Here is a 557-nt window from a genome sequence, read left to right as displayed (position 1 = left end):
ATCGAGGACCAGTCCTGCGGGCAGTGTGCCGGCGCTCACCTGGAAGGTGATGGGGCCGGTTCCGATCGCGTTGACGGGCACACTGTACGCGTCGGTGACGACTCCATCCGGGAGTGACAGGGTCGTGATCTCCGGAGCGTCGAGCGCGACGCTGTTCCACTGGGCGGTGAATGTCACCGGGGCGATCGTCGGGTCACCCGGCGAGGTTCCGGCGACAGACGATGCCCACCCGGCAAAGGTGTACCCCGGGCGCACGGGGTCAGCCGGCACGGATGCGGCGTGCCCCCAGTCGACGATCTGCGTCGAGTCGCTCGTGACTCCGTCGGCGAAAGCGAACGTCACTCGGTAGTGGAACGCGAGCGTCAGCCGGCCTTGATCCGGGATGCTGCCGGTTGCGTCTCCCGTCACCAGCACTCCAGAGGTCGGATCCGTGTAAGACACAGGTGCCACTTCGTTGTCCGGGCCTCCGCGGCCCGCGACAGTCGGAAGTCCGGTGGCGTCCTCGGGACCGATCACCGTGACCGAACCTCGATAGAGCGGATTGAAGACCAGGTACC

Annotated in this window: 1 protein-coding gene; it reads right to left on the bottom strand. The window is 66.8% G+C overall.

The window, feature by feature from the left end; translation table 11 throughout:
* Positions 1-408 (bottom strand): InlB B-repeat-containing protein (locus ACI3KS_RS19645; RefSeq protein ID WP_404920222.1); only part of this gene is annotated, 408 nt, incomplete at its 3' end.
* Between the last annotated feature and the right edge of the window lie 149 nt (positions 409-557).

Source organism: Microbacterium sp. ZW T5_45, assembly GCF_044987415.1.
Classification (GTDB): Bacteria; Actinomycetota; Actinomycetes; order Actinomycetales; family Microbacteriaceae; genus Microbacterium.
Note: the sequence above shows the minus strand (reverse complement) of the source record. Positions and strands in the feature narration are given on the sequence as shown.